The organism is Variovorax sp. YR266 (assembly GCF_900107295.1).
In the GTDB taxonomy this organism is placed as follows: Bacteria; Pseudomonadota; Gammaproteobacteria; order Burkholderiales; family Burkholderiaceae_C; genus Variovorax.
Map to the genome: position 1 here is coordinate 234,252 of NZ_FNPM01000002.1, position 22,560 is coordinate 256,811.

At 66.8% G+C, this 22,560-nt stretch carries 25 protein-coding genes; 13 read left to right on the top strand and 12 right to left on the bottom strand.

The features are described 5' to 3' along the window. The first annotated feature begins 67 nt into the window (after window positions 1–67). Window positions 68–595: a flavodoxin family protein gene (locus tag BLW48_RS06650; protein ID WP_093060137.1), complete on the top strand. Its 528-nt coding sequence runs from the start codon at window positions 68–70 to the stop codon at window positions 593–595. A 58-nt stretch (window positions 596–653) separates the two neighbouring features. Here BLW48_RS06650 and BLW48_RS06655 read toward each other — a convergent pair whose 3' ends face one another. Further along, complete coding sequence (locus tag BLW48_RS06655) at window positions 654–1,238, bottom strand: hemerythrin domain-containing protein (protein WP_093060135.1); 585 nt, start codon at window positions 1,236–1,238, stop codon at window positions 654–656. Between the two features lie 165 nt (window positions 1,239–1,403). On the opposite strand from BLW48_RS06655, the gene BLW48_RS06660 reads away from it, so the two are divergent. After that, complete coding sequence (locus BLW48_RS06660; protein ID WP_093060133.1) at window positions 1,404–1,910, top strand: universal stress protein; 507 nt, start codon at window positions 1,404–1,406, stop codon at window positions 1,908–1,910. A 4-nt stretch (window positions 1,911–1,914) separates the two neighbouring features. Here BLW48_RS06660 and BLW48_RS06665 read toward each other — a convergent pair whose 3' ends face one another. The 5 genes from BLW48_RS06665 to BLW48_RS06685 all read right to left on the bottom strand — a co-directional run bounded on the left by BLW48_RS06665 (window position 1,915) and on the right by BLW48_RS06685 (window position 7,723). Beyond that, the gene (locus BLW48_RS06665; RefSeq protein ID WP_093173566.1) at window positions 1,915–3,453 is read right to left on the bottom strand and encodes a bifunctional aminoglycoside phosphotransferase/ATP-binding protein; all 1,539 of its coding nucleotides are present in this window, start codon (window positions 3,451–3,453) and stop codon (window positions 1,915–1,917) included. A gap of 64 nt (window positions 3,454–3,517) precedes the next feature. Continuing rightward, on the bottom strand, window positions 3,518–4,360 hold the full coding sequence (locus BLW48_RS06670) for a universal stress protein (RefSeq protein WP_093173568.1): 843 nt from the start codon (window positions 4,358–4,360) through the stop codon (window positions 3,518–3,520). 63 nt (window positions 4,361–4,423) lie between these two features. Next, on the bottom strand, window positions 4,424–5,461 hold the full coding sequence (locus BLW48_RS06675) for a zinc-dependent alcohol dehydrogenase family protein (RefSeq protein WP_093173570.1): 1,038 nt from the start codon (window positions 5,459–5,461) through the stop codon (window positions 4,424–4,426). Window positions 5,462–5,542: 81 nt separating this feature from the next. Then, window positions 5,543–6,499, bottom strand: a complete 957-nt coding sequence (locus BLW48_RS06680) for a hypothetical protein (RefSeq protein WP_093173572.1) — start codon at window positions 6,497–6,499, stop codon at window positions 5,543–5,545. A gap of 39 nt (window positions 6,500–6,538) precedes the next feature. Then, on the bottom strand, window positions 6,539–7,723 hold the full coding sequence (locus BLW48_RS06685) for a DesA family fatty acid desaturase (RefSeq protein WP_093173574.1): 1,185 nt from the start codon (window positions 7,721–7,723) through the stop codon (window positions 6,539–6,541). A 244-nt stretch (window positions 7,724–7,967) separates the two neighbouring features. Here BLW48_RS06685 and BLW48_RS06690 point away from each other — a divergent pair, with 244 nt between their 5' ends. Further along, entirely contained in the window at window positions 7,968–8,894 is a 927-nt protein-coding gene (locus tag BLW48_RS06690) for a histone deacetylase family protein (protein WP_093173576.1), read from the top strand. Window positions 8,895–8,930: 36 nt separating this feature from the next. Here BLW48_RS06690 and BLW48_RS06695 read toward each other — a convergent pair whose 3' ends face one another. Together BLW48_RS06695 and BLW48_RS06700 are read right to left on the bottom strand one after the other, a co-directional pair. Beyond that, window positions 8,931–10,658, bottom strand: a complete 1,728-nt coding sequence (locus tag BLW48_RS06695; RefSeq protein WP_371127432.1) for a cation acetate symporter — start codon at window positions 10,656–10,658, stop codon at window positions 8,931–8,933. After that, window positions 10,655–10,975 (bottom strand): DUF485 domain-containing protein, encoded by a 321-nt coding sequence (locus tag BLW48_RS06700; RefSeq protein WP_093060066.1) that lies wholly within the window; start codon window positions 10,973–10,975, stop codon window positions 10,655–10,657. The genes BLW48_RS06695 and BLW48_RS06700 overlap by 4 nt, the downstream gene beginning before the upstream one ends. 126 nt (window positions 10,976–11,101) lie before the next feature. Here BLW48_RS06700 and acs point away from each other — a divergent pair, with 126 nt between their 5' ends. Further along, complete coding sequence (acs, locus tag BLW48_RS06705) at window positions 11,102–13,078, top strand: acetate--CoA ligase (protein ID WP_093173578.1); 1,977 nt, start codon at window positions 11,102–11,104, stop codon at window positions 13,076–13,078. Between the two features lie 15 nt (window positions 13,079–13,093). On the opposite strand, the gene BLW48_RS06710 is transcribed toward acs, so the two are convergent. Further along, window positions 13,094–13,987, bottom strand: a complete 894-nt coding sequence (locus BLW48_RS06710; RefSeq protein WP_093173580.1) for an MBL fold metallo-hydrolase — start codon at window positions 13,985–13,987, stop codon at window positions 13,094–13,096. A gap of 88 nt (window positions 13,988–14,075) precedes the next feature. On the opposite strand from BLW48_RS06710, the gene BLW48_RS06715 reads away from it, so the two are divergent. The 5 genes from BLW48_RS06715 to BLW48_RS06735 all read left to right on the top strand — a co-directional run bounded on the left by BLW48_RS06715 (window position 14,076) and on the right by BLW48_RS06735 (window position 16,691). Further along, on the top strand, window positions 14,076–14,399 hold the full coding sequence (locus BLW48_RS06715; RefSeq protein ID WP_093060072.1) for an ArsR/SmtB family transcription factor: 324 nt from the start codon (window positions 14,076–14,078) through the stop codon (window positions 14,397–14,399). Continuing rightward, complete coding sequence (locus tag BLW48_RS06720; RefSeq protein ID WP_093173582.1) at window positions 14,399–14,833, top strand: YeeE/YedE family protein; 435 nt, start codon at window positions 14,399–14,401, stop codon at window positions 14,831–14,833. Before BLW48_RS06715 ends, BLW48_RS06720 begins: the two co-directional genes overlap by 1 nt. A gap of 9 nt (window positions 14,834–14,842) precedes the next feature. After that, complete coding sequence (locus BLW48_RS06725; RefSeq protein WP_093173584.1) at window positions 14,843–15,259, top strand: DUF6691 family protein; 417 nt, start codon at window positions 14,843–14,845, stop codon at window positions 15,257–15,259. Between the two features lie 136 nt (window positions 15,260–15,395). Further along, the gene (locus tag BLW48_RS06730) at window positions 15,396–15,845 is read left to right on the top strand and encodes a host attachment protein (protein ID WP_177142286.1); all 450 of its coding nucleotides are present in this window, start codon (window positions 15,396–15,398) and stop codon (window positions 15,843–15,845) included. A 207-nt stretch (window positions 15,846–16,052) separates the two neighbouring features. Next, window positions 16,053–16,691, top strand: coding sequence for a response regulator (locus BLW48_RS06735; RefSeq protein ID WP_256330719.1), 639 nt, complete (start codon window positions 16,053–16,055; stop codon window positions 16,689–16,691). 9 nt (window positions 16,692–16,700) lie between these two features. Here BLW48_RS06735 and BLW48_RS35355 read toward each other — a convergent pair whose 3' ends face one another. Continuing rightward, entirely contained in the window at window positions 16,701–16,859 is a 159-nt protein-coding gene (locus BLW48_RS35355) for a hypothetical protein (protein ID WP_177142287.1), read from the bottom strand. Next, entirely contained in the window at window positions 16,856–17,230 is a 375-nt protein-coding gene (locus tag BLW48_RS06740; protein WP_093173591.1) for a hypothetical protein, read from the bottom strand. The genes BLW48_RS35355 and BLW48_RS06740 overlap by 4 nt, the downstream gene beginning before the upstream one ends. Window positions 17,231–17,454: 224 nt before the next feature. Here BLW48_RS06740 and BLW48_RS06745 point away from each other — a divergent pair, with 224 nt between their 5' ends. Further along, complete coding sequence (locus BLW48_RS06745) at window positions 17,455–18,183, top strand: winged helix-turn-helix domain-containing protein (RefSeq protein ID WP_093074276.1); 729 nt, start codon at window positions 17,455–17,457, stop codon at window positions 18,181–18,183. Further along, window positions 18,176–20,290, top strand: a complete 2,115-nt coding sequence (locus tag BLW48_RS06750) for a PAS domain S-box protein (RefSeq protein WP_093173593.1) — start codon at window positions 18,176–18,178, stop codon at window positions 20,288–20,290. Before BLW48_RS06745 ends, BLW48_RS06750 begins: the two co-directional genes overlap by 8 nt. A gap of 17 nt (window positions 20,291–20,307) precedes the next feature. On the opposite strand, the gene BLW48_RS06755 is transcribed toward BLW48_RS06750, so the two are convergent. Next, window positions 20,308–21,060: a Crp/Fnr family transcriptional regulator gene (locus tag BLW48_RS06755; RefSeq protein ID WP_093074280.1), complete on the bottom strand. Its 753-nt coding sequence runs from the start codon at window positions 21,058–21,060 to the stop codon at window positions 20,308–20,310. 236 nt (window positions 21,061–21,296) lie between these two features. Here BLW48_RS06755 and BLW48_RS06760 point away from each other — a divergent pair, with 236 nt between their 5' ends. Together BLW48_RS06760 and BLW48_RS06765 are read left to right on the top strand one after the other, a co-directional pair. Next, on the top strand, window positions 21,297–21,800 hold the full coding sequence (locus BLW48_RS06760) for a Rossmann-fold NAD(P)-binding domain-containing protein (RefSeq protein ID WP_093173595.1): 504 nt from the start codon (window positions 21,297–21,299) through the stop codon (window positions 21,798–21,800). A 53-nt stretch (window positions 21,801–21,853) separates the two neighbouring features. Continuing rightward, window positions 21,854–22,507, top strand: a complete 654-nt coding sequence (locus tag BLW48_RS06765; RefSeq protein ID WP_093173597.1) for a BON domain-containing protein — start codon at window positions 21,854–21,856, stop codon at window positions 22,505–22,507. The last annotated feature ends 53 nt before the right edge of the window (window positions 22,508–22,560 follow it).

Consider the following 22,560-nt stretch of genomic DNA (forward strand, 5'->3'; position numbering starts at 1 on the left):
TGCAGCGCAAGGCCATGGATTCCGACGCTGCCTACATTGACTGTCCATGAAAGCAGCAGAGGCAAGCATGAACAACGTCCTGGTGATCGTCTATTCCTACACGGGCACTTCCCGCCAGGTCGCGGAGCTCCTGTGCAGCCAGCAGAGCTGGCAACTCGCGAGCGTCACCGAGGTGCGCCCTCGCAGCGGCGCTCTCGGCAGCTTGCGTTGTGTGCTCGATTCGTTCTTCCGGCGACAGCCCGCCATTCACTACGACGGTCCGCCGCCCGGCGACTTCGATGCCGTCGTGCTGGTGTCGCCGATATGGATGCTGCAGCTCGCCGGCCCCATGCGCAGCTTCGTCGCGCGCCAACGCTATCGGCTGCCCGACGTCGCCGTGCTCTCGGTCATGGGTGGCCAGGGGGCACCGAACGCGGCAGCAGAAATCAGCGACTTCATGGGTCGCGCGCCGATCCTGAGCTCTTCGGTCACGATGCGCGAGGTCGATGACGGCGGCTGTGCAGCGCGTCTTCAGGCCTTCGGCACCGCCGTCAGAAGCGCGGAAGATTCGCGAGACGTGGTGCGCCCGGTCACGCTGTCGCCGCAATCGATCTGAGGGGCGGCATCCAATTGATGACCGCCCTGCTCTTTCCGGTCGGCCTGCGGCTACCGGCCTAGAGGGCCGGGCCCAGGCCGATGGGCGCGGGAACGATATTCACGATGCGCGTGAAGAGCGCGTTGTATTCGAGGTCGGGCACGTGCCCGGTCATGGGGTCGCGGTTCTGCGCGAAGGCCTCATCCAGGTCGCGCCAGTCGTTCTCGGTCAGCACCCGCTCGGCCAGCGGCAGGATCTCGCGCTCCTCCAGCGCCATGTGGCTCAGGTAGAAGTCGACATACTCGCCGACCGTTTTCTCGAATTCTTCGCGCCGCGACTCGCCCAGCATCTCGAACGCGAGCAAGGCGTGCTCGACGTTGCGGATCCTGCGTTCGCCCTTGGCATGGTCGCCGTCGAGCTTGTCGAGCAGATCCCGCGAGATCGGCGTCCTGGCGCGCAGCTTGGGAAACAGCAGTTCGGTTTCCTTGCGGTGGTGGCGCTTCTCCGGAAACTCGTCCACGTAGAAAAGCATGGCTCGCAGCGTCGCGAAATCGGGCAAGGTGCCCTTCTTTCGGTGTTGCTCGAGCAGCATGACGATGGAACGGAGCACGGCGGCGAGCGCGGCGTGCTCCTGGCGAATGATGCGAACGGTGGCGTGGGTCATGAGGGTTGTCCTGTGCATGCCTCAAGGGTCGCGCTTTCATTCACGCGCGGGTTTGTTCCAGATCAAATCCCGTCCAGTCGCAGCTTCGCACTTGATCAATGTCAAGCCGCGCGGAGCGCCCGTGCGGATACTGAACCGATCCATTCAACAAACCGGAGTCGTGCCATGTACCAGCGAATTCTTGTTCCCATTGACGGCAGTTCCACATCCAGCCATGGCCTGGCCGAAGCCATCAAGCTGGCAAAGCTCACGGGCGGACGCCTGCGCCTGGCGCACGTCATCGACGAGCTGTCCTTCGCGCTGGCCATGGATGCCTACGCGGGCCATGCCGGCAACTGGCTCGAAGAGCTGCGCGGCAACGCCACGAAGCTGCTCCAAGCCGCGCGGGCCACGGCTGCGGGAGCAGGCGTCGAAGCCGACACAGTGCTGCTCGACAGCTTCAAGGGCACCGTACACGACCAGGTCATCGCCGAGGCGGAAGCATCGAAGGCCGAACTGATCGTGATCGGCACTCACGGCCGTCGAGGAATCGGCCGCTGGGTCATGGGCAGCAGCGCGGAGCACATCCTGCGCCTGTCGCCCGTGCCGGTGTTGCTGGTGCGTGCTCCCGAAAGCGCGAAGACCGAACACGAGCGTTTCACACTGCCGAGCGGGACACTCGCCAGCCAGTGAGGGTTCAGCGGTTCGCGGTCGCAGCGCGCCAGCGCGCGGCGACCAGCGCGATGTCTACGGTGTCTTCCGTGGAGACCTCGATGGTCAGCGCGCGCTCGTCGGCCTCCAGCGGGTCTTGCCATTCAAACTGACGCTCCAGCACTGCGAGGCCGGCTTCCGAGGCGTCCGTGCCTGCCGCGTTGCGCTCGGCCACGCGGCGGCGCAACGTGGCCGGGGCTGCGCGGCAATCCAGGATCGTGAAAGGCACGCGGAGCTCGGTTGCCAGGGCTTCGAAGCTGCGTCGCTCGGCGCCGCGCAGGAAGGCCGCGTCCACGATCACCGGGTAGCCCGCCAGCAGCGCGTCGCGGGCGCAGGCGCGCAGCCTTTCGAAAGTCTGCCGGGTTGCCTGCGCGCTGTAGATGTCGAGCCCAAGGGCGACGGATCGCGCCAGCGGATCGAGGCCATACAGGCGCTTGCGCTCCACGTCCGACCGCACGCGGACAGCGCCCGCGGCACACAGCAGTTGCAAGGCAACGCTGGATTTTCCCGAGCCCGACAAGCCGTGCGTGATCATCAGGCGGGCGCCCTCCTCCGGCTGCGTCGTCAGCCGCGTCGCGCAGGCAAGGTAGTCGGGGCGGGCCTCGCCATCCGGGGGCCTTGGACCCAGCCCCGTGGCCATCGCCCGCACCAGCGCCCGATAAACCTCGTAGAAGCGCCACACCTGCAGGCCCGGGTAGTCACCGCTGTGCTGCATCCAGGCATCCAGGAAGCGGAATGCAAGATCGTCGTGGCCATGGGCCTTCAGGTCCACAGTGAGGAATGCAAGGTCGCTCATCACGTCGATCCAGCGCAGCGCCGGGTCGAACTCGATGCAGTCGAAGGGCATGAGCGCACCGTCGACCAGGACCACGTTGGCCGTGTGCAGGTCGCCGTGGCATTCACGTATCGAGCCGCCCTGTTGGCGGGCGATCCATGCCATGCGCAGCACCTGGCCCTGCTCCCGAATCCACGTGTCCAGCGCTGCAAGGGTGGCGAGGCGGCTGTCGTCGCCCTGTGCTCGCAACGCGGCCAGCACATCCGTAGCCGCTCGAACAATCGAGTCGGGGCTGCCGAAGCCTGACACCGGCGTCGCTTGCTCCGCGGCCACGTGCAAAGCCGCCAACCGCTGCGCGAAGCCGTCGAGCAACGCGGGCTGCAGCCGGTCTTCCACCAGCAGATTGCGCAGCAGCGACGAATCCGGGAAACGCAGCATGCGCACCACGTGGTCGATCACCGTGCCGGCGCCGCCGATGCGCGGCGACTCACGCGTGCCGCAGACCGGTGCCACGTCGATGTAGAGCGAAGGAGCAAAGCGTCGGTTGAGGCGCAGCTCCTCCTCGCAGAAGTGCTTTCGGGCCTCGACGCTGCCGAAGTCCAGGAACGGCAGGCGTACCGGCTTCTTGAGCTTGAAGGCCTGCTTCTGCGTCAGCAGCACCCAGGAGATGTGCGTCTCGACCAAGGCCACGGGTTGCCCGGTCTCCCGCTGGAGTTGCTCTCGCAGTGCGTTGACCAGTGTGGTGTCCATGTGGCGGATTTGCGATTCAACGACGTCAAAGAATAGCGAAAAGGCGCCAAGGCGCCCTGCCGCCTCAGTGCGCCATCAAGACCGGCACCGTCATCTGCGCAAGGATCTGCCGCGTCACGCCGCCAAGGATCCGCTCGCGCAGGCGCGAATGGCTGTAGCCGCCCATCACCAGCAGGTCGGCGCTCAGGTCCGAAACCCGTGACAGCAACGCGTCCGCGATGTCGATTTCGGTCACCTCGGACTCGGCGCGCGCCTGCACGCCGTGCCTCAGCAGGAACTGGATCATGTCCGATACCAGCAGCTGCTGCGTGTTGTCTTCGTCGCGCGGGTGGCGCAGCGACAGGAGCGTGACGCGTGCCCCGCGCCGCAGCGCCGGCAATGCCGCCTGAAGGGCCATGGCGGCTTCACGCGAGCCGTCCCAGGCCGCGACGATGTTCTTCGGGATCCCCTCGAACATACCGGCCGAAGGCACGACCAGCACCGGTCGCCCCACTTCCATCAGCACCTGCTCGGCGAGCCCGCGCACCGTGGTGTCTTTCCTGTTCGAGTCGTCGTCCTGTCCGAGCACCACGAGATCGCTCGCGCGCCCGTACCGCACAACGGCGTCCACCGCGGCGCCATCGACCAGTCGCACCTCGTACGACAAGGGCCCTGATCCGGCGATGCCTTCCCTGAACTCGCGCGCGATGGCTTCGGCTCGCCGATGCAGGTAGTCGGCGGACTCGGCGATGTAGTCGGTCATGCCGGTGGCGATGGCGTCGGCGGGAATCACGCCGTCGTAGAGGCCCGTGGGCACCAGCCCGACCAGGTGGCTCTCGTGCGCCCGAGACCATTGGGCCGCCATGGCGGCGCGCACGGGGCTGCGGACCGAGTGGTCCAGGTGAACGAATATGGTCTTGAAGTTCATGGATGCTCCCGCAAGGTGGTGCGCCGCGTCCTGGCGCAGGAAATGGACCGGAAAATCCACTGCCTACGCTTCGATGATCACCTTGAGCGCATGCGTCTCGGCGGCGCGCCCGAAGGTGTCGTAGGCATCCAGCACCTGGTCCAGCGTGAAGCGGTGCGTGATCAGCAGGGCCGGGTCCACTTTGTGGGACTGCACCGTCTTCAGCAGCATCGGCGTGGACACGGTGTCGACCAGCCGCGTGGTGATCGCGATGTTCTGCGACCACAGCCGCTCCAGGTGAAGCTCGGCCGGGTGCCCGTGAACGCCGATGTTCGCGATGGTGCCGCCGGGCGCCACGATGTCCTGGCACAGCACGAAGGTGGCCGGTATGCCGACCGCCTCGATCGACACGTCGACGCCGCGCCCGCCTGTCAGCGCGAGCACCGCCTCGGCCGCCTTGCCGTCGGTGCTGTTGATCGTGTGCGTCGCGCCGAAGCGGCGCGCAACCTCGAGCCGGCCGTCGTCCAGGTCGATCAGGATGATCTGCGACGGCGAATAGAACTGGGCCGTGAGCAGCGTGGCCAGGCCGATCGGCCCGGCGCCCACGATGGCCACCGTGCTGCCGGGCGCGACCTTGCCGTTGAGCACGCCGCATTCGAAGCCGGTCGGCAGGATGTCGCTGAGCATCACCAGCGCCTCTTCGTCCGCGCCGGGCGGAACGGGATACAGGCTGGTGTCCGCATGCGGAATGCGCACGTACTCGGCCTGCGTGCCGTCGATGGTGTTGCCGAGAATCCAGCCGCCGGTGGCGCAGTGCGAATACATGCCGCGGCGGCAGTTCTCGCACTTGCCGCACGACGAGATGCACGAGATCAGCACATGGTCACCCGGGCGGAAAGCCGTGACGCCGGCGCCGACGCTCTCGATCACGCCCACACCCTCGTGCCCGAGGATGCGGCCCGGCGTGCAGGTCGGCACATCGCCCTTGAGGATGTGCAGGTCGGTGCCGCAGATGGTCGTCTTGAGTATCTTGACGATGGCGTCGCCCGGCGCCTGGATCTCCGGCTTGGGATGGTCTTCGAGCGATTTGAGGCCGGGGCCCCGGTATACGAGTGCTTTCATGCCGCAACGTTATGCGTCCCTGCCCGCCCTCCCCTTGCGATAGCGCAAGGAATCCTCGCGTCTGCAACGTCGTCTGGCGCGCTAACTCCAGGACGCCTCGGCGAAAGCCTCGACAAAGCGCGACAAGTCACCACGCGGCAGCCGGTCGATGCCCGCCGCGCGCGAGCGGCCGGCGCCGCCGAAGCGGCTGCACAGCGCATGGGCGCCGCGCGGAAGTGCCAGCGGCGCGCGCACGCTGACGACATAGCCGTCGCCCTGCACCTTCAGCACCGCATGCGCACAGCCGGGCTCGCCGTTTGCCAGCTCGTTGGCAAGACAGCCCTGCACGCGCCGGCTCCACTGCGCATCGGGCAGCACGCGCACGCTGCCCTGAGGCCCCTGCCAGAGTACGGCGGCGTCCGCACCCAGCCGCAGGTCGCTGTGGCGCATTGCATCGATCTCGTCGACGACGCTCTCGTGCGCCAGCATGTCGCGCGGGTCCGGGTAGCGCGCCATCAGCGGAAAGAGCAGGCGGGGTGCGATGCGCACGTCGTGCTCGAACTCGCCGTAGGCGTTGTAGTTGATCAGCACGCCCAGCCGGCGCAGCCCGGCGCAGTCGCCGGGCTCGAAGCCGCCTTCGAGCGCCAGCCGATCGGCCACTGCGCCCAGGTTGTCGCCATAGATGCCGACCAGCGCCCAGGCGCGATGCGCTCCGCCCAGGTGGCGGTCGACCAGCAGGCTGGTGCAGACATCGCTCGCCTCGTCGATGTGTGCCTCCAGGTTCGGGTGCACCGGCACCTTGCCGGCGGCGTGATGGTCGAAGTAGCGCACGCGCAGGCCGTCGTCGAGCAGGCGCTGCAGTTCGCCGCGGTTGCGCTGCATCGAGATGTCGAACACGTTGACTTCGTCGCCGGCTTGTCCCTGGACGCGGCCGAGCAGCGCGATGTCGCGCTTGAGCCCCGTCACGAGCTCTGCCGGCCTGGGCTCGTGCAGCCGCCACTGCACGACGGCGCAGAGGCCGTCGGCATCGCCGTTGCAGACATCGAATCGCCAAACCATTACGCAAGCCTCAATCGCATCCTCTCGGCGCAGGGCCGTTCAGGCGTAGGAACGCAGGCGGCGGGAAAAGTCCGCCAGCGGTGCGATGCCGCTCGCCTCGGCGCGCTGGCACCAGTCCTGCAACTGCCTGGCAAGCTGCTCGCCAGTGACGGTGGAACGGCTCCACAAGGCAGTCAACTCCCCGCGCATGGAATACATAGTAGTCAGTGCCTGCGATGCATTCAACGCCTGTATCACCTGCTGGTACCGCGACGGGCCGAGCAGGCCCTGGTCCTTGCCCAGCAATGGCTTCACGGCCTTGAGGGCGCGCGCGGCTTCAGGCGACATGCGGCGCAGGCGACCGAGCTCCACTGCGCAGGCCTTCTTCAGCGAGCGCGAGTAGTTCGACAGCACGTCGTAGTGGCAGCGGATGACTGCCTGCACCGTGGCGAGATCGACATTCGCCTTGGGCGCGACGAGGCGCGGCGTGGGCGCCATGTGCTTCACCGTCGCCAGGCCCAGGGCCTGCAGCGTGCGGATGTAGAGCCAGCCGATGTCGAACTCGAACCACTTGCTCGAAAGCTTGGCCGAGCTGGGAAAGGCATGGTGGTTGTTGTGCAGCTCTTCCCCGCCGATCAGGATGCCGATCGGCGAGATGTTCGTGCTGGCGTCACGGGCGGGCCAGTTGCGGTAGCCCCAGTAGTGGCCGATGCCGTTGACCACGCCGGCCGCCCAGAACGGGATCCACGCGATCTGCGTGAGCAGGACCAGGCCGCCCGGCACCACGCCGAAGAGTGTCATGTCCACGATGCCCATCAGCACGATGCCGAAGATCTTGTGCTTCGAATAGAGATTGCGCTCCAGCCAGTCGTCAGGCGTGCCGTGGCCGTAGCGCTCGAGGGTTTCCGCATGCCCCGCTTCGCGCACGTAGAGGAACACGCCGCCCCACAGCACCCTGTTGAGCCCGTACACCTGCGGGCTGTGCGGGTCTTCGGGTGTTTCGCACTTGGCGTGGTGCTTGCGGTGCACCGCGGCCCACTCCTTCGTCACCATGCCGGTGGTCAGCCACAGCCAGAAGCGGAAGAAATGGCTCGCCGACGGGTGCAGTTCGAGAGCGCGATGCGCCTGGTGGCGGTGCAGGAAGATGGTGACCGAAGCGATGGTGACATGCGTGAGCGCCAGCGCGGACAGCACCGCGCCCCACCATGGAAGATCGAGAAGACCGGAATAAAGAAGGGATTGCATTCGTACCTCGTGAACAGTGCGGGCGATTCTGCGGACCGCACCTCCCACGGCCTTTGATGCACGTCAACACCGTGCCGGCATTCCAGCCGTAGCGAAAGCGGCGCTTGTCGTCCGCTTGCTTGATACAGCGCAACAGCGACATGCGCCTGTTTGCCTAGAGTGAAACTTCCCCAACCCACTTCGGGGTCGCGTCTGGCAGCGAGCCTTCCGCGCGTACCGCCCCCGGGACTCCGAAGGAACTCGCATGCTCAGCGCCTACATCACCCATCCCGACTGCGCGCACCACGACATGGGCGCGGGCCACCCGGAATGCCCCGAGCGGTCTTCCTCCATTCATGACCGGCTGCTGATCGCGGGCCTGCTCGACTACATGGCTCCGTACGATGCGCCCCTTGCCACGCGCACCCAGCTGGCGCGCGCACACACGATGTCGTACGTGCGCGAACTCATTGCCGCCGCTCCCACCGAAGGCCACCGGTTCGTCGACCCCGACACCCTCATGAACCCGCACACCGTGCAGGCCGCGCTGCGCGCCGCCGGTGCCGCGGTGCTGGCAACCGACCTGGTGCTGGCGGGCAAGGCGTCCACGGCTTTCTGCAACGTGCGTCCGCCCGGGCACCATGCGGTGCGCGAAGCGGCCATGGGGTTTTGCTTCTTCAACAATGTGGCAGTGGGCATCCGGCATGCGCTGGACGTGCACGGCCTGCAGCGCGTGGCCCTGATCGACTTCGACGTGCACCACGGCAACGGCAGCGCCGACATCTTCCGCTGCGACGATCGCGTGCTCATGTGCTCCATCTTCGAGAAGGGCATCTACCCCTTCTCGGGCGAAGACGACAACGGCTCGCACATGGTGAATATTGGCTTGCCCGCGCGTTCGGGCAGCGATGCGTTCCGCGCGGCTGTCACCGGGTGCTGGCTGCCCGCGCTCGATGCCTTCGCGCCGCAGCTTGTCTACATCTCGGCGGGCTTCGACGGGCATCGGGAGGACGACATGGGCAACCTCGGCCTGGTGGAGCGCGACTACGCCTGGGTCACACGGCAGATCATGGATGTGGCGCAGCGCCATTGCCATGGGCGCGTCATCTCTTGCCTGGAAGGCGGCTATGCGCTCAGCGCCCTCGCCCGCAGCGCCGCAGCGCATGTCAAGGTGCTGATAGGCGCTGACTGACCACGGCGCCGGGCCGTGGCCAGCGTGCAGGCTCGTTCAGTGCCCGCTCGCGCCGTGTGCGCCGATGCCGGTCTCGGAACGCACCTGCTGGGCGAGGAAGCCGCCGCGGTCCACCTGGGAGCGCGCGCTGCGGTCCAGCACCGAGAACAGCCAGATGCCCGCGAACGCGATGCTCATCGAGAACAGGCACGGCGAGGTGTACGGGAACGGCGCCGACCCCGCCGGGTAGCCGAAGGTGGCCTCCCAGACCGAAGGCGACACCACCGTCAGCGCCACCGAAGAGACCAGCCCGAGGAAGCCGCCGATCACCGCGCCGCGCGTGGTGCAGCCCTTCCAGAGCACCGACATGAAGAGCACCGGGAAGTTGGCCGAGGCCGCGATGGCGAAGGCCAGCGACACCATGAAGGCAATGTTCTGCTTCTCGAACACGATGCCCAGCAGCACCGCCAGCGCACCGAGCGCCAGCGTGGTGATCTTGGACACGCGCAGCTCGGCCGCGCTGCCGGCGTCGCCCTTCTTGATGACGGTGGCATACAGGTCGTGCGACACCGCCGACGCGCCCGACAGCGTGAGGCCCGCCACCACCGCGAGGATGGTCGCGAAGGCCACCGCCGAGATGAAGCCCAGGAACACGTTGCCGCCCACCGCATTGGCCAGGTGGATCGCCGCCATGTTGCCGCCGCCCTTGAGCACGCCCTTGGCGTCGAGGAAGTCGGGGTTGGTCAGCACGAAGGTGATGGCACCGAAGCCGATGATGAAGGTCAGCAGGTAGAAGTAGCCGATCCAGCCCGTGGCCCACATGACCGACTTGCGCGCCTCCTTGGCGCTGGGCACGGTGAAGAAGCGCATCAGGATGTGCGGCAGGCCTGCCGTGCCGAACATGAGCGCCATGCCGAAGGAGATGGCCGAGATCGGGTCCTTCACGAAGTTGCCCGGGCCCATGATCGACTGCCCGATGCTCGCTGCCACCTGGGCGGTCTTGCCGTCCTTGAGCGCCAGGTCGGTCTTGACCTTCACCGCACCGGCGAACATCGCCTCGGGGCTGAAGCCGAAGTGCCACAGCACAGACACCGCCATGAAGCTCGCGCCGCCCAGCAGCAGGCCGGCCTTGATGATCTGCACCCAGGTGGTGGCCGTCATGCCGCCGAAGAGCACGTACACCATCATGAGCGAGCCCACGATGACCACCGCGATCCAGTACTCCAGGCCGAACAGCAGCTTGATGAGCTGCCCTGCCCCCACCATCTGCGCGATCAGGTAGAACGCCACCACCACCAGCGTGCCCGAGGCCGCGAAGATGCGCACCGGGGTCTGCTTGAAGCGGAAGGCCGCCACGTCGGCGAAGGTGAACTTGCCGAGGTTGCGCAGCCGCTCGGCCATCAGGAAGGTGATGACCGGCCAGCCCACCAGGAAGCCGATGGAATAGATCAACCCGTCATAGCCGGTGGCCATCACCGCGGCCGAAATGCCGAGGAACGACGCCGCCGACATGTAGTCGCCCGCAATGGCAAGCCCGTTCTGGAAGCCCGTGATGCCGCCGCCGGCTGTGTAGAAGTCGGATGCCGATCGGGTGCGCGCCGCGGCCCACTTGGTGATGAAGAGCGTTCCCACCACGAACAGCGCGAACATGCCGATGGCGGTCCAGTTGGTGGGCTGCCGCTGGAGCTGGCCCAGATCGGCGCCAGCCGCAAGAGCGCCCGCCGAGACGGCGCCCAGCGCAAGAAGGACGGCGGCGGACCGCATGCGCAGGAGATGTGCGTTCATGGCTTGGCCACCTTCTGCACGGCCTTGACCACGGCGTCGGACAGGGTGTCGAACTCCGCGTTCGCACGGCGCACGTAGTAGCCGGTGATGGCCACGGTGAAGACGATCACGCCGAAGCCGATCGGCATGCCAAGGGTCATGACGCCTTCGCCCATGCGTCGCGCCAGGAACTCCTTGTCGAAGGCCACCAGCAGCACGAAGCCGTAGTAGGCGGCGAGCATCAGCACCGCCAGCGTCCAGCCGAAGCGGTCGCGCCGACGCTTGAGTTGCTTGTACTGCGGATTCGCGGCAATGCGCGCGACCAGATCGTCTTCCATGGAGTCTCCTTGTGTGCGATGGCCCGATTAGGAGTGCACGCGCCGCATCGAAGCTTGCGCTGGCGCAAGGTTTTCTCCTTCACCGTCGGCAAGATCGCGCCACCACCCCCACGAAAGACACGAGACATGAACGCTCCCGATCTCCCGTCCCGTCTTCCGGTCTATGCGCCCCCGGAAGCACTCTCCCGCACCGCGCATATCGCCGGTGTCGCCGCTTACGACGCCCTAGTGGCCGAAGCCGAGGCCGACCACGAGGGCTACTGGGCTCGCCTTGCGCGCGAATTCATCGGCTGGAAAACGCCGTTCACCAAGACGCTCGACAGCAGCGATGCGCCCTACTACCGCTGGTTCGAGGACGGCACCCTCAACGTCTCGTGGAACTGCCTCGACCGCCAGGTGGAGGCCGGCAAGGGCAACAAGGTGGCGATCATCTTCGAGTCGGACGACGGCAAGGTCACTCGCACAACCTATTCGCAACTGCTCGCGCAGACCTGCCGCATGGCCAACGCGCTGAAAGCGCGCGGCGTGAAGAAAGGCGACCGTGTCGTCATCTACATGCCGATGTCGGTCGAAGGCGTGGTCGCGATGCAGGCCTGCGCGCGGCTGGGCGCGGTGCACTCGGTGGTGTTCGGCGGCTTCTCGGCGCACGCGCTGCGCGACCGCATCGCGGACACCGGCGCCGCCGTGGTCATCACGGCGGACCAGCAGGTGCGCGCGGGCAAGCAACTGCCGCTCAAGGCAATGGTCGACGAGGCGCTCGCACTGGGCGGTTGCGAGGCGGTGGAGTCGGTCATCGTCTACCGCCGCACCGGCGGGCCCATTGCATGGACGCCGCGCGATCTGTGGATGCATGAGATCACTGAAGTGCAGGGCGACAGCTGCGAACCCGAATGGGTAGGCGCCGAGCATCCGCTGTTCCTGCTCTACACATCGGGCTCCACCGGCAAGCCGAAGGGCGTGCAGCACTGCAGCGGCGGCTACCTGCTGCATGCGGCACTCACCACGAAGTGGACCTTCGACATGCACGACGAAGACGTGTTCTGGTGCACGGCCGACATCGGCTGGGTCACCGGCCACACCTACATCGCGTACGGCCCCCTGGCCATCGGCGCGACGGAGGTGGTGTTCGAGGGCGTGCCCACCTTCCCCGACGCGGGGCGCTTCTGGCAGATGATCGAACGGCACGGCGTCACGGTCTTCTACACGGCACCCACCGCCATCCGCTCGCTCATCAAGGCAGCCGAAGGCAACTCCGCCGTTCACCCCGACCGCTACGACCTGCGCAGCCTGCGCGTGCTGGGCTCGGTCGGCGAGCCGATCAACCCGGCCGCGTGGGAGTGGTATCGCAAGCACGTGGGCGGCGGCCGCTGCCCGGTGCTCGACACCTGGTGGCAGACCGAGACCGGCGGCCACATGATCACGCCGCTGCCGGGTGCCACCGACCTCGTGCCGGGCTCCTGCACCCTGCCCTTTCCGGGCATCGCCGCGGCCATCGTCGACGAGATGGGCAACGACGTGCCCAACGGCGAGAGCGGCCTGCTGGTCATCAAGAAGCCCTGGCCGAGCATGATCCGCGCGGTGTGGGGCGACGACGCGCGCTACCGTTCGAGCTACTACCCGCCGGAGCTGCGCGGCTACTACCTGGCGGGCGACGGCGCCGCGCGCGATGCGCTCACGGGCTACTTCACCATCGGCGGGCGCATCGACGACGTGCTGAACGTCAGCGGCCACCGCATGGGCACCATGGAAATCGAATCGGCGCTCGTGGCCTGCACGGCGCTGGTGGCCGAGGCCGCGGTGGTCGGCCGGCCAGACGACACCACCGGCGAGGCGATCTGCGCGTTCGTGGTGCTCAAGCAGCCCCGCCCCGAGGGCAAGGAAGCCGACCGCCTGGCGGCCGAACTGCGCGCCTGGATCGGCAAGGAGATCGGCCCCATCGCCAAGCCCAAGGAGATCCGCTTCGCCGACAACCTGCCCAAGACGCGCAGCGGAAAGATCATGCGCCGCCTGCTGCGCTCGGTGGCCAAGGGCGAGGCGATCACGCAGGATGTGTCGACGCTGGAGAACCCGGCGATCCTCGATCAGCTGACCGAGGCGCACTGAACCCGCCCTGCCCGGCTAGCTCCGGGCCGGGGAGCGGTGCACCGGGAGCGCATTCAACGGAATGCGCAGGTACGCAACGCCGTTGTCGTCGGCCGGAGGAAGCCGCCCCGCCCGCACGTTCACCTGGATCGACGGGAGGATGAGCGTCGGCACGTCCAGCGTCGCGTCGCGGGCCGTGCGCATCGCGACGAACTCGTCGGCGCCGATGCCGTCGCGCACATGGATGTTGTGTGCGCGCTGTTCCGCCACGGTGCTCTGCCAGCGGGCCTGCCGCGACGCCGGCGGGTAGTCGTGGCAGACGTACACGGCGGTGTCGGGCGGCAGATCCAGCAGCCTGCGCATCGACCCGTAGAGCTGGCGCGCATCGCCGCCGGGAAAGTCGGCGCGTGCGCTGCCGAGGTCGGGCATGAAGAGCGTGTCGCCGACGAAGACGGCGCCGTCCACCAGGTAGGCCATGTCTGCGGGGGTGTGGCCCGGCACCAGCAAGGCGGTGGCTTCGATGTCGCCGATCCTGAAGACTTCGCCATCCTTGAACAGATGATCGAACTGGCTTCCGTCCGGCAGGAAACCGCGTTCGAGATTGAAGAGCTTCTTGAAGGTCGACTGGACGACGCGGATGTTCTCGCCGATGGCGATCTTTCCGCCGACCTGCTCCTGGACGTGGCGGGCGCCGGACAGATGATCGGCGTGCGCATGGGTCTCCAGGATCCAGTCGACGCTCAGGCCGTGGTCGCGGACATAGGCAAGCAGCTTGTCTGCCGACGCGGTGCCGGTGTGCCCTGACTTGAAGTCGTAGTCCAGCACGGGGTCGATGACTGCGGCATGCCTGGTGGCGTGCTCCCACACGACGTAGGAAATCGTCCATGTCGCGGGATCGAAAAAGCCTTGGGTCGTCGTGCGTGCTGTCATGAGTGCTCCATCCATGGATGTTCCGTTGCCCGTCATAACAATATATATTTGAATATAATATGTCAATCGAAAGCGAAGCCCGGAACTCATGAAGCACTCATCCCTGGCCATTGACCCTGAACTCCTGCGCGGAGCCGCCGGCAAGGCGGTCGTGGCGCTCAAGCTCCTGGCCAACGAAGACCGCCTCCTCCTCCTGTGCCAACTGTCGCAAGGCGAGATGTGCGTGAGCGATCTGGAGCAGAAGCTGGGCATTCACCAGCCCACGTTGTCGCAGCAACTGGGCGTGCTGCGCAACGAGGGCGTGGTCAACACCCGTCGCGACGGCAAGAACATCTTCTACAGCGTGGCCGACCCGGCGATGCTGGAAATCCTCGCGGTTCTCTACCGCCTTTACTGCCCGAAAGAGGAATGATGGCCATCGACTGGAACCACTTCACCCCGTTCGCAGCGCTGGCCGGCGGCGTGCTCGTCGGCATCGCCACGGCGATGTTCGTGCTACTCAACGGGCGCATCGCAGGCATCAGCGGCGTACTCGGCGGGCTCCTCAGGCCGATCAGGGGCGACATAGCCTGGCGCGCCGCCTTCACGCTCGGGCTTGTCGGCGCACCGCTGGTCTATCTGCTCTTCGCGGCGCTGCCCAGGCCGCAGATCGACGCGAACTACGGCACGCTGATCCTGGCGGGGTTGCTCGTCGGCCTGGGCACTCGCTACGGGTCTGGTTGCACCAGCGGCCACGGGGTCTGCGGCCTTTCCCGCCTGTCGCCGCGCTCGCTCGTGGCCACGGCCGCATTCATGGGCGCCGGCTTTGCCACGGTGTTCGTGACACGTCATCTGCTCGGTGCCTGAGGGGATTTCATGCTCGTTCTCGCTTCGCTGCTCGCCGGCCTGGTCTTCGGGCTCGGCCTCATCGTCTCCGGCATGGCCAATCCGGCCAAGGTGCTCGGCTTCCTCGACCTCTCCGGCGCCTGGGACCCGTCCCTGGCCTTCGTCATGGCCGGTGCCATTGCCGTCGGCATGGTCGCATTCAAGCTGGCAAGGCGTCGCACGGTATCCATCCTCGGGGCCGAGATGCGCCTGCCCTCGGCGCGCCACATCGACCGTCGCCTGATCGCGGGCAGCCTGCTCTTCGGCATCGGCTGGGGCATCGCAGGCTTCTGCCCCGGCCCGGGCCTGGTCGCCCTCGGAATGGGCGAAGTCAAGGCCCTTGTCTTCGTGGCCGCGATGCTGGCAGGCATGGGCATCTTCGAATTCTTCGAGCGGCTCGGTCGCTGACAGAGTCCGGGGCGGTCAAAGACCGCCTCGTGCGCCGCACAAGCAGCCCGGGCAAGGGGCGGAACTTGATCCAGCGCAACGTCTGCCGTGAATGCACGTCCTAGTCTTGGGCATCGCCCTTACTCCGGGAAGCGTCATGAAGACCCAATTGATCGTCATCGCCAATGCCGCATCGGCACGCATCTTTCGCCGAGACACCGCCAAGTCGCCGCTCGTGCCAGTCGAAACCCTCGCACACGATGCAAGCCGGCTGCACGCCAGGGAACTCGAGTCGGACCGTCCCGGCAGCCAGGCCGCCGACAACAGCCGGGGCCTCAACCATTTCGAGCCGCACAGCGACGCACGGCGCAAGGAGCACCAGCGCTTCGCGAAGGAAATCGCCCAGCGGCTGGAGGCGGGCCTGAAGGTCGGCGAGTACGCCTCCCTCACGCTTTTCGCCTCGAACCCTTTCATGGGCGAATTGAAGGCGCAGCTGAGCGAAGCGGTCACCCAGCGGCTCAAGGCCACGCTGAACAACGACTTGTGCCACGTGGGCATCGCGGAACTCGAAAGCCGCATCTCGGGCTCGTGGTCCGCAGTGCTCTGACGCCATGGACTCCTTCAGCCTGAACTGAACTTCAGCAACAGCATGGAGCCATCCTTGGATGCAGTCCCACCCGAGCCGTCACCGCTGACGCGTGGCGCCCCGCACTGGCTCGCGAAGATCGAAAGCGCCCCTGCGCAAGAGACGAATCGGGTACCGGCGAATTCATGGCCGGGCTTCCTGACCGGCCAGCCCGGGAAGCCGGTGCGGGTGCTGGTGATCGACGAAGACGCCGATGCGCGGCGTGCAATCGCCCGCGAACTGGCGATGGATGCGCGCGTGCGTATCGTCGGCGAAGCGGGCAGCCTGCAGGAAGGCAAGCGCCTTCTGACACAGCATGAATTCGACGTGCTCATCATCGATGTCCGGCTCGGCGGCGGCAAGGGATTCGAACTTATCGAGAGCGCCCGACGCCATTGCAGTTCGGTCGAAGTCATCGTGCACTCGGCACTGGAAGACGAGGTTCATGTGCGCCGGGCGTTCACCGCGGGTGCGTGGGGCTATCTCGTCAAGAACTCCTGGTTCCAGGATTTCGCGCAAGCGGTGCTGCAGGTCGTCAATGGCGGCGCGGCGGTGTCGCCGAGCGTGATCCGGCACCTGCTGATGCGACTTGGAAATGCTCCCCTTGCACTGCGGGAAGCCGAAGGTGGCCCCCGCGGAGTTCTCTCGGCGCGGGAACGCGAGGTGCTCCGGCTCGTTGCCGAAGGCCACGTCACAGGGGACATCGCCCGCCATCTTTCGATCAGCGGGCGGACGGTCTGCGCCCACATGAAAAATATCTGCCTCAAGCTGCAGGTGCGCACGCGTGCGCATGCGGTGATCGCGGCCGCCAACCAGGGGCTGCTGTAGCCGTGCGCGTCAGTGCTCCACGAGCATATCGGCCCATCGGCCGCTTCTTCCGCGCAAGCAGGTGGCGGCGCCGGGTTGCATCAGCCTGGCGATCCGCACCGCCAGGCGGGTGCGGACCTCGCACCGCTCGGTGTGGTCGAGGTGCACGGAGATGGTCGAGAGCGTCACGCTTTCCTTCGCGTCGCGGCTGCCTTGCGACCAGCATGCTGCCGGCGTGCGGGCGGTGCCGCGGCCAATGCCCCGTGCAGGGTGCGCAAGGCGTCGTTCACCACGGCCCGCCGGGATGGTGTGGCCTCGATGGCTACCGGTGGCGTGTGGGAAACATCGTTCGTGTCCGAGCGCCGGAACGCATGCATCGGCGCCATGGCCAACGCCCGCCAGTCCTCGGCCCGCGTGACGGCATCCGTCTCGGCGCGGGTCAGTGCGATGCCGTCCTGCAGGATGCGCGATCCGATCGTCTCGAACATTTCGAGCGAGTGCAGCCAGATGCCGTACTGCGCCTTGCACAGCTCCAGCGGAAAAGTGAAGTCGGAGTTCATGTGTGTCCTCTTGCCCCGATGGGGCGTTCACACGAATGCTGACGCCGCACCGCCCTGCCCGGCTTGCGCGGGATCAAAGGCCGCACAAGATCGCACATCCTTTATCGCTGGACGCTACGGCCGACGGCACGGCTGCAAAGAGAGCCGCAAACAAGGCTTGCGTGCTACGCTCCCCTTCGATTCAGGATGTTTACAACATTCGTGCTCTATTTCCTTGCCCTTGTATGAAACCTGCCTCCCACATCGCGGTGCTCGACGACGAGGTTGACATCACGCTGCTGCTGGCCAACTACCTGCAGGGCCACGGTTTCCGTGTCACCCAGGTCCACAACGGCCGGGCCCTCATGGCGCTGATGGACACCGATCCCGCAGACCTCGTACTGCTCGATCTCGGCCTGCCCGGCGAAGACGGCTTCACCATTGCGCGCCACGTGCGCGAGAGCTGGCGCTGCGGCCTCGTCATCGTCACCGGCCGGGGCGATGCTGTGGACAAGGTCGTGGGCCTTGAGGTTGGGGCCGACGACTACGTGACCAAGCCCTTCGACCTGCGCGAGCTGGTGGCGCGCGTGAAGGCGGTGCTGCGCCGGCTCACGCCCGAGACACCCGCGTCCCCGGCGCCCGTTGCAGCCTCTCCCGACAAGCTGAGCTTCGCCGGCTGGCAGCTCGACACCGCCGCGCGCAGCCTCAGGAACCCGCAAGGCGAGCAAGTGCCGCTGACCGGCGGCGAGTTCGACCTGCTGCAAGCCTTTGCCCGCCATCCCGGCCGCGTGCTGTCGCGCGACTTCCTGCTCGAGCAGACACGCGGACGAGAAGCCGCCCCCTTCGACCGCACGATCGACGTGCAGGTCGGCCGGCTGCGCAAGAAGATCGAGGCGGATGCGGACGACCCGCAGCTCATCAAGTCGGTGCGAGGCGCAGGCTACATCCTGGTGCCGCCGGTTTCCCATGGCTGACGCTGCACGCAACCCGCCTTTCCTGCTCGACGTGCCCATCCAGGGCTTGCCGTCGGGCATCGAGGAAGGCAGCGTGTTCCGCTCGCTCTTCATCGCCTACCCCGATTCGCTGCTGCTGGTGGACCAGTCCGGCAGCATCATGCTGGCCAACCCCTCGGCAGCGGCGCTGCTGGGCTATGCGGTGGAAGAACTGGTGGGCCTGAACGTCGACGTGCTGGTGCCCGACAGCATCCGCCCGCGCCATGCCTCCTACCGCGAGGCCTATGGCCGCGCGCCCCGCCCGCGCCCCATGGGCACGCAGATGGAGCTGGTGGCCAAGCGAAAGGATGGCAGCGAGGTCATGGTCGAGATCGCGCTCAGCCCGCTGCAGAACCATGGCCTGCCCTTCGTCGTGGCCGCCATCCGCGACATCGGCGCCTACCCGCGCGTGAAGCAGGCGCTGCAACGCGCCCGCTACAGCGAGCACCTGGCCCAATTGGGACGCCTGGCAGTCGACACGCGCGATCTGCAGGTGGTGCTCGAGCATGTGCCGGAAATCATCACAACGGCCTTGCAAGTCGAGGTCGCGATGGTGTGGCTGCTCGACAGCAACGGCCTCGAGTTTCGCGTAGTCAGCGGCATCGGCCTGATCGCCGGTGAAGAGATAGGTTCGCGCATTGCCAACCGCCCCGACACCCCGCCGGGTTTCGTGCTCTCCCAAGGCCGGCCGGTCGTGGTGCCGGACTATGGCAAGGAACATCGCTTCGCCGTGCCCCAGGCTTACCTCGACGCCGGACTGGTCAGCGCACTCGCGGTGCCGCTGTCCGACCGGGGGCGGGTAATCGGCATGCTGTCGGTGCGCTCGAAGGAGTCCAAGCGCTTCGGCGACGAAGAAGTGCGCTTTCTCGAGTCGCTGTCCAGCCTGCTTGCCACCAGCCTGCAGCGCGTGCAGACCGAGGAGGCGCTCAACCATGCGCAGCGGCTCGAAAGCGTCGGCCAGCTCACGGGCGGCATCGCGCACGATTTCAACAACCTGCTGACCGTCATCCAGGGCAACCTCCAGGTTCTGGAAGAACTGCCCGCACTTGCGCAGGACAGTTACGCCCAGCAGTTGCTGGGTGCCGCCACACGCGCCACGCGACGGGGCGCCGAACTCACCGGCAAGCTGCTGGCGTTTTCCCGCCGGCAGATGCTGCAGCCGATCGCCGTCGACACGCATGCGCTGCTGCACTCCCTGGCCGACATGCTGCGGCGCACGCTGGACCAGCGCATTCGCATCGAAATCGACACCGCGCCTGGTTGTCCGCCTGTGGTGGCAGACGCGGGGCAGCTGGAATCGGCGCTGCTCAACATTGCGATCAATGCGCGTGACGCCATGCCCGAAGGCGGCACGCTGCGGTTTCGCACCGAGCTGTGCGGTGCGTTGCCGGAGGCACTGCGCAGCGAACGCAACGACCCGAACAGCAACGCCGCTGCGCGCTTCGTCGCAATCTCCATCGCTGACAGCGGCACGGGCATGTCCGAGGAAGTGAAGGAGCGCGCCTTCGAGCCCTTCTTCACCACCAAGGACGCCGGCCGCGGCACCGGGCTGGGCCTGAGCACGGTGCACGGCTTCGTCAACCAGTCCCGGGGCGCGGTCGCGATCGACAGCAAGGCGGGCCGGGGCACTACCGTGACGCTCTACCTGCCGCAACAGGAAGAAGCCGGACCGCCAGCCACCGAGGACGAACGTGCCGACGAAACGATTCCGCCCGGACTGCGCGTGATGCTGGTCGAGGACGACGCGGAGGTGCGCAAGGTGGTGCACACCTTCCTTGCCACGCTGGGCTGCGATGTCGTCACGGCCGCCACGGCCGAGCAGGCGTTGTCGGCGCTGGACGCAGGCGCCGGGCCTTTCGACCTGCTGCTGAGCGACATCGCCCTGGGCGCCGGCATGCGAGGCACGCGGCTGGCCATCGAGGTGCAGCAGCGCTTTCCCCGGCTGGCGGTGTTGCTGATGTCGGGCTTCTCGTCCGAGTTGCTGGATGCCGACCGAGAAGTGCCGCAGAGCTGGGAACTGCTGCGCAAACCCTACTCGCGCTCCGAACTTGCGCGGGCTATGGCAAAGGTGCTGGCCGGCCACGCCTGAACGCGCGGCTGCGACCTTTACTGGAGCATTGCGGGTGCAGGTGCCAGGCAGCGCTGCACGAAGGCCGACAGTGCGCCGACGTCGGGAATCTGCACATCGCGGCGCCCCTTGGTGGCAAACCCGATGACGTTGTCGCGCGCCAGCCGCGACAGCGCGCGGCTCACGCTCTCGAGCGTCATGCCCAGGTAGTTGCCGATCTCGGCGCGCGTCATGCGCAGCGTGATCTCGTCGGTGCGCATGCCGCGCTCGGCCAGCGTCTCCGCCCAGTAGCGCAGGAAGTCGGCCACGCGGGCGTCGGCCGGCAGTGTGCAGACGGACATCAACGAGTCCCGGTCGTGCGAGATCTCCCGGCTCATGGCGGTGTGCAGAACTTGCAGCAAGCCGGGATGCGTGACGCAGGCGGCCAGCAGGGCCTCGTACGACACAACCCAGATCTCGCCGGTATCCATGGCCACCGCATCGCATGAGTAGCGGCTGCCCGCGATGCCGTCGAAGCCGAGCCAGTCACCGCGGAACTTGAGACCCACCACCTGCTCGCGCCCATCGGCCGAGAGATTCACGATCTTGAAGAAGCCCGAGTTCAGGATGTAGAGATTGCCGAAGCGCTCGCCCGCCTGGTAGATCGTGTCACCCGTGTGCACCACACGGCGCTGCGGCTTGAGTTGCTCGGCAAGCAGCTTCAGCGTATCGCCGGTGCTCCGGTCCGCGCACTCCCGGCCGATGGTCGGCAGGACCGGTGTGGTCTTCGAGGAAGTGGCGGTATTGAGCATCTGGACTCCTTGGTGATCTGTCGCGTGTCGATGGATGGATGCTAGGAAGCCCTCGGCAACGCAATGACAACGGTCGGAATCGGTGGGTAACGCTCGGTGAATGAAGTGTGTCCGGCGTGTATCAACGGCATTCGGCGTGCTGCAAGTCGCACGAGGCCCGCTCCGTGCTTTGACCTGCATCAAGTCCGGGACCGTTGGCGTCCCTAACCTTGGCGAGTCACACATTGACCATTGCCATGCCCCTTTCCAACAACGCCCGCAGTCCCGAGGCCGAGCCGCAGCTCTCTCCACTGAACGTGGCGAGCCTGCTGTGCCACGCGCGCATCCTCCAGCGCGCCTCGCTGGACGGGACCACCCGCCAGCTGCTGCGCGGCAAGAACCTGGGGCTGCTGTGCGAAACGCAGCCCGACGAGGCTCAGGCGCTGTTCCGTCGCGCCGCGGAGGCATTGGGCGCCCACGTAGCCGTCATGCGCTCGAGCCTGTCGTCCGCGAGTACGCCGCAGGAAGTGCAGCACACCGCCCGCATGCTCGGCCGCCTCTACGAGGCAGTGGAGTGCCAGGGCCTGGAGCCCGTGCTCGTTCAACAGATCGGCCAGCATGCCGGGATTCCGGTCTTCGATGGCGCTGCCATGCGAGGCCATCCGGCCGAGCAACTGGCCGGGCTTCTCGGAGACAAGACCCCGCTGGCCGACAACCGGTGCTTCGTGCTCCAGGCCCTGCTGCTGGACGCCCTCGCCTGAGCTGCCGGGCCCGAGGCAACTGCCCTTCCATTCATTCACCGCAAGGAATCCTCATGAAGACCGATACCCAATTGCGCAACGACATCCAGGCCGAGCTGACCTGGGCGCCCGAGGTCAAGACCTCCGACGTCGGCGTGATCGTCAAGGACGGCGTGGTCACCCTCACAGGCCACCTCGCCAGCCACGCCGAGAAGTACGCTGTCGAGCGTGCCGTGCAACGCGTGCATGGCGTCAAGGCGCTGGCCGTCGAATTGACCGTGAAGCTGCCCTTCGACAACCAGCGCACCGACGCCGACATAGCCATGGCGGTCGAATGCGCACTCGACTGGAATGCGCTCGTTCCCGACGACAAGATCCAGCCCCTGGTGGAAAACGGCTGGATCACGCTGGCTGGCGAAGTCGAGTGGGGATATCAGCGCAGCGCCGCCGAAAGCGCAGTGCGCGACCTGATGGGGGTGACCGGCGTGTCGAACCTCGTGAAAGTCAAGCCGAAGGTGAGCCCCGCCGACGTCGAGAAGAAGATTCACGACGCGCTTTCGCGCCAGGCCGACCGCGAAGCCCGCAAGCTTGCCATCACGGTCAACGGCTCGCAGGTCACGCTGCGCGGCACGGTCCATTCCTGGACCGACCGCGATGCGGTGCAGGGCGCCGCATGGGCCACGCCAGGCGTCACAGTGGTGGTGAACGACCTGCTGGTGGACGCCTGAGGCGGCAACGCCCGGGCTGTTTTTTGAGCGAGTCCTGCCGTGAATGCCGCACT

Coding starts and splice junctions, on each gene's coding strand:
- BLW48_RS06670 (WP_093173568.1), bottom strand. CDS start 4,360: ATGAACTTCAAGACCATATTCGTTCACCTGGACCACTCGGTCCGCAGC.
- BLW48_RS06690 (WP_093173576.1), top strand. CDS start 7,968: ATGCTCAGCGCCTACATCACCCATCCCGACTGCGCGCACCACGACATG.
- BLW48_RS06755 (WP_093074280.1), bottom strand. CDS start 21,060: ATGCTCAATACCGCCACTTCCTCGAAGACCACACCGGTCCTGCCGACC.
- BLW48_RS06680 (WP_093173572.1), bottom strand. CDS start 6,499: ATGGTTTGGCGATTCGATGTCTGCAACGGCGATGCCGACGGCCTCTGC.
- BLW48_RS06665 (WP_093173566.1), bottom strand. CDS start 3,453: ATGGACACCACACTGGTCAACGCACTGCGAGAGCAACTCCAGCGGGAG.
- BLW48_RS06760 (WP_093173595.1), top strand. CDS start 21,297: ATGCCCCTTTCCAACAACGCCCGCAGTCCCGAGGCCGAGCCGCAGCTC.
- BLW48_RS06765 (WP_093173597.1), top strand. CDS start 21,854: ATGAAGACCGATACCCAATTGCGCAACGACATCCAGGCCGAGCTGACC.
- BLW48_RS06730 (WP_177142286.1), top strand. CDS start 15,396: ATGAAGACCCAATTGATCGTCATCGCCAATGCCGCATCGGCACGCATC.
- BLW48_RS06660 (WP_093060133.1), top strand. CDS start 1,404: ATGTACCAGCGAATTCTTGTTCCCATTGACGGCAGTTCCACATCCAGC.
- acs (WP_093173578.1), top strand. CDS start 11,102: ATGAACGCTCCCGATCTCCCGTCCCGTCTTCCGGTCTATGCGCCCCCG.
- BLW48_RS06720 (WP_093173582.1), top strand. CDS start 14,399: ATGGCCATCGACTGGAACCACTTCACCCCGTTCGCAGCGCTGGCCGGC.
- BLW48_RS06700 (WP_093060066.1), bottom strand. CDS start 10,975: ATGGAAGACGATCTGGTCGCGCGCATTGCCGCGAATCCGCAGTACAAG.
- BLW48_RS06650 (WP_093060137.1), top strand. CDS start 68: ATGAACAACGTCCTGGTGATCGTCTATTCCTACACGGGCACTTCCCGC.
- BLW48_RS06740 (WP_093173591.1), bottom strand. CDS start 17,230: ATGAACTCCGACTTCACTTTTCCGCTGGAGCTGTGCAAGGCGCAGTAC.
- BLW48_RS06725 (WP_093173584.1), top strand. CDS start 14,843: ATGCTCGTTCTCGCTTCGCTGCTCGCCGGCCTGGTCTTCGGGCTCGGC.
- BLW48_RS06675 (WP_093173570.1), bottom strand. CDS start 5,461: ATGAAAGCACTCGTATACCGGGGCCCCGGCCTCAAATCGCTCGAAGAC.
- BLW48_RS06745 (WP_093074276.1), top strand. CDS start 17,455: ATGAAACCTGCCTCCCACATCGCGGTGCTCGACGACGAGGTTGACATC.
- BLW48_RS06750 (WP_093173593.1), top strand. CDS start 18,176: ATGGCTGACGCTGCACGCAACCCGCCTTTCCTGCTCGACGTGCCCATC.
- BLW48_RS06715 (WP_093060072.1), top strand. CDS start 14,076: ATGAAGCACTCATCCCTGGCCATTGACCCTGAACTCCTGCGCGGAGCC.
- BLW48_RS06685 (WP_093173574.1), bottom strand. CDS start 7,723: ATGCAATCCCTTCTTTATTCCGGTCTTCTCGATCTTCCATGGTGGGGC.
- BLW48_RS06655 (WP_093060135.1), bottom strand. CDS start 1,238: ATGACCCACGCCACCGTTCGCATCATTCGCCAGGAGCACGCCGCGCTC.
- BLW48_RS06695 (WP_371127432.1), bottom strand. CDS start 10,658: ATGAACGCACATCTCCTGCGCATGCGGTCCGCCGCCGTCCTTCTTGCG.
- BLW48_RS06710 (WP_093173580.1), bottom strand. CDS start 13,987: ATGACAGCACGCACGACGACCCAAGGCTTTTTCGATCCCGCGACATGG.